The sequence below is a fragment of the Methanocalculus sp. genome (genome assembly GCF_029762515.1).
GTDB lineage: Archaea > Halobacteriota > Methanomicrobia > Methanomicrobiales > Methanocorpusculaceae > Methanocalculus.
In genome coordinates, this window is record NZ_JARVGN010000199.1 from 1 (window position 1) to 4,102 (window position 4,102).

The 4,102-nt window shown below is 53.3% G+C and carries 4 protein-coding genes; 2 read left to right on the forward strand and 2 right to left on the reverse strand.

Annotation, left to right across the window (positions count from 1 at the left end; translation table 11 throughout):
• Window positions 1–1,003: ribosome biogenesis/translation initiation ATPase RLI (locus QCH34_RS07895; RefSeq protein ID WP_300332602.1), on the reverse strand; the 1,003-nt coding region annotated here is incomplete at its 3' end.
• Window positions 1,004–1,009: 6 nt separating this feature from the next.
• Window positions 1,010–1,342 (reverse strand): hypothetical protein, encoded by a 333-nt coding sequence (locus tag QCH34_RS07900; RefSeq protein WP_300332604.1) that lies wholly within the window; start codon window positions 1,340–1,342, stop codon window positions 1,010–1,012.
• 56 nt (window positions 1,343–1,398) lie between these two features.
• Here QCH34_RS07900 and rqcH point away from each other — a divergent pair, with 56 nt between their 5' ends.
• Both rqcH and QCH34_RS07910 read left to right on the forward strand, forming a co-directional pair.
• Window positions 1,399–3,300 carry a ribosome rescue protein RqcH gene (gene rqcH, locus QCH34_RS07905; protein WP_300332606.1) on the forward strand — a complete coding sequence of 634 codons (1,902 nt, stop codon included), beginning with the start codon at window positions 1,399–1,401 and terminating at the stop codon, window positions 3,298–3,300.
• Window positions 3,297–4,102 (forward strand): mRNA surveillance protein Pelota (locus QCH34_RS07910; RefSeq protein WP_300332609.1); only part of this gene is annotated, 806 nt, incomplete at its 3' end. The genes rqcH and QCH34_RS07910, both read left to right, overlap by 4 nt.

The following is a 4,102-nucleotide window of genomic DNA, read 5'->3' on the forward strand; positions in this document are numbered from 1 at the left end:
GCTCAACCGTCTTCTGGTGCGATCTCGTCTCAAAGACCACCTGGTTCTTTCTGAACCGGACATTCTCCTCGTGGAGGAATCCCTCGAGATACTGGTTGATCCCGACACGGACACCTTTTGGCCGGGTGATGACGCCGAAGACGGCAGGTTTTCCATAGCCGACATGCACGGTATCTGCCAGGAGATCGAGTATGGCCAGATCGTGCTCGACGATCATAATCGGGCGTGAGAGGGCAAGTTCCCTGATAAGCCGGGCAGTTGCCATCCTCTGATAGATGTCAAGGAAGGGTGTGATCTCGTCAAGGAAATAGAAATCTGCTTCCCGTGAGAGTGTGGCGGCAAACGCCACCCGCTGGAGTTCGCCTCCGGAGAGCGTGTCGATGTTCTTATCGAGGATCGTCCCAAGACCAAGTTCACTGATGTAGTGTTCAAGACGGCCGGTCTCATCGGTCTTCCTGAGAAGATCCTCGACCTTTCCGGAGAAGACCTTTGGTATCCCATCAATATACTGGGGCTTGACCGCAACTTTTACTCCTCTCTCTGCTACTGCCTTGATGTAATCAAAGAGTTCGGTTCCTGCATACTGTTTCAGGATCAGATCCCAGGTTCCCTCTCTCTCCTCCTCTTCTCCGAGATTTGGTTTCAGCTGGCCAGAGAGGATGGCAACAGAGGTACTCTTCCCGATGCCGTTTGGACCAAGGATACCCGAAACCTTCCCCTCAACCGGGATGGGAAGGCCATAGAGGGCAAAGCCGTTCTTTCCATACCGGTGGGTTGGATTATCCAGCTCAACAGGGAGGGTGATGATGTCAATCGCATCAAACGGACACTTCTTGACGCAGATGCCGCACCCGACACAGAGCTCTTCAGAGATCTCTGCTTTTCCGTCTTCCCCGATGATAACGGTCTCATCACCGGTTCTGACGCGCGGACAGTAGATGATGCATTCGGTGCCACACTTCTTTGAATGGCACCGATCCCGATGGACGACTGCAAGACGCATGGATAATCAGAGAAGGTTTGTTGTCAGGAGGATTGTCCAGGTGATGAACCAGATGGCAAATGTCATGAAACCCTGGTAAAACCAGTCTTTCTTGCCAAGTTCCGTGATATCAATCCCGATGATTGTAATGACATGTTTCTGAAAGACAATTGCGGCAAGGAGAAGCAGAATGGTCAGCATCGTATTTGGCTGTATACCTGAAGCATCAGGGACTCCTCCAAGCATAAACGACAGGATACCTGCAATAAGACCCATCAGGCAGGCTATGAGAGTCCGCTTCACCCGTTTCTTATGCTGATCCTTCTTCTCAATTCGTTTCTCTGTGGTATCCTTACTCATCTTCGCACCAGTGGTGTATTTTTTAGTCTTCGCATCTTATGTATCTTGGTATTCACATGGCAACAGACAAAGGAATGAGCGGGCTTGATCTGACCGCATTAACAGCGGAGTTACAGAGCCTTCTTCCTCTCTGGGTCGGCAAGATTTATCAGTACGACAATACAAAATTCGGGTTTCGTTTCAATGGAGAGGATAAGGCACGCCACCTCTTCTTTATCGAGATCGGCAGGCGTGCCCATCGTGTTCCTGCACTCCCTCCCGCTCCGAAGAACCCGTCCGGGTACTCAATGTACCTCAGGAAGTTCCTGGATGGAGGCAAAATACTCTCAGTTACCCAGAAGAGTATCGAACGGGTGATCATCCTCGAGATCGGGAAAGGCGGGGGAAGACTCAACCTCATCATCGAGCTCTTTGATGAGGGGAACCTCATCGTTACAGACGAGCAATTCGTCATCCAGAATGCCCTGAAGAAACGCCGGTTCCGGGAACGGGAGATCGTCTCCGGAGAGAGATATGAAATTGAGGGAGTCGATCTCGCTGATCTGGCGCGAGAGGCATTCGAGGAGATCCTGAGATCCCAGGAGAAGGATCTCGTCAGGGCAGTTGCCGTTGGCCTGATGTTTGGAGGCGTGATGGCAGAGGAGCTCTGTCTCCGTGCCGGTGTCGAGAAGGCATTCCCGACACAGTACCTGACTGATGAGATACTCTTGCGGCTGTATGATGCCTACAGAAGCATCATCCTTGAAGCCAGATCCACCACGCATCCGGTGATCGACAAAGGCGGATGCTGGCCATTCCCGCTGGCTGGATCTGAGGGGGCTGTTTTATATCCAACCTTCTCTGATGCACTTGCCGCATATTATCCGCTCCCGAAGATGGAGGAGAAGGAGGAGGCAAAAAGGGAAGTCCTCTCAAGGGAAGAGCGTATCCGTCGGCAGCAGGAAGGAGCAATTCTGAAGTTCGAGGAGAAGATCCGTGATTCCGAGCGTGCCGCAGAGTTGATCTATGAGAACTACCCCGATATCCAGCAGCTGATAGATATTCTCAAAGCCGCATCCGAGAAGCTCTCCTGGCAGGATATTGAGAAGTTGATCAAGAACGCAAATCATCCGGCAGCAAAGATGATCGTCTCGGTGAACCCTGCTGATGCGTCAGTTGTCGTGGATCTCGGAATGAAGGTGACGATATCTGTTCAGAAGAGTGTTGAGGGGAATGTCGGCGTCTACTATGACCAGATGAAGAAGTTCAGGTCAAAGCGTGAAGGTGCGATCCGGGCGATGAACCGGCCCCCGCCAAAACAGAAAGACCGGGCGGCGGTTCCAAAGAGGCAGAAGCCGAAATGGTACCACCGGTTCCGCTGGTTTGAGACGAGTGACGGCGTACTCGTCATCGGGGGCAGGGATGCAGACCAGAACGAAGAGCTTGTGAAAAAATACATGGAAGGAGGCGACACCTTTGTCCATGCTGATGTGCATGGAGGAAGTGTCGTCATCGTGAAAGGGAAGACAGAACGGATGGATGAGGTGGCACAGTTTGCCGCATCGTACTCGAACTTCTGGAAGGGCGGGTACGGATCCGGGGATGTCTATGCAGCAGCACCCGGACAGGTGAGCAAGACCCCGGAGTCAGGTGAGTTTGTTGCCAGGGGTGCATTTGTCATCAGGGGAGAGCGGACATATTACAGAAACGCCCCCCTTGCGGTTGCCGTTGGTGTTGTGACAGAGCCGGGGGTTGCGGTTATCGGGGGTCCTGTTACTGCCATTGAAAAGAAGGCAAAACATATGGTCAGGATCGCACCCGGAACCTTTGAGCCAAACGATATCGCAAAGAAGGTGGTCAGGATGCTCCGTGACCATCTTCCGGCAACCGATGCGAAGGTTCTCAGGAGTATCCTCTCAACCGAGGCGGTTGCTGCCTTCATACCGGCCGGGGGATCCGATATCATTGAGGAGTCATGAAAGCCACCTTCTGTGACCTCAGGAGAAATACAGGCGAGATTAAACTGATGCCAGAGTCACTTGACGATCTCTGGCACCTCTCCCACCTGATCGAGCCATCTGATCAGGTGTACGCCACCACGCTCCGATCTGTCGAACAGGCATCTGATAAGATCAGGCCCGATAAGGTAGAGAAGAGGCCGGTTCGGATCGGTCTTGAGGTGGAGCGAACCGAGTTTGTACCAGAGTCACGGAGACTAAGGATAGCAGGAATAATCCGTGATGGGTCGGATCCCGGACTCCACCACAGCCTGAATGTCGAGACAGGATACGAGATCTCGGTTATCCGGCAGTGGAGGAGATCAGATCTCGCCCGGATCGACCGGGCTGTGAAGGCATCACTCTATGATGCGATTCATATCATCGCCCTTGAGGAAGGTGAGGCTGAGATCTGCCGTGTGCGGCAGTACGGGCCCGAGCGGATCACTACCATGACACAGGGGAGCGGGAAGACCAGGGGCGAGAATACCCGGCAGGCCCTCTTTGAGAGCCTCTATTTGTTCCTCCTGCAGGTCACCGGACCCATCGTCATTGCAGGTCCCGGATTCATCAAAGAGGAGTTTGCCACCTATGTCCGGTCGCGTGATACGGATCTTCTGGCACGGATGGCAATTGTAGATACACAGAGGAGCGGGTATGGCGCCATCCAGCAGGCGATCGGCGATGGTGTTCTTGAACGGGTGGCAGAAGATCTCCAGCTTGCACATGAGGTACAGGCAGCCGACGAGGTCTTTAAGCGTATAGCACGTGATGATCCCGTCAG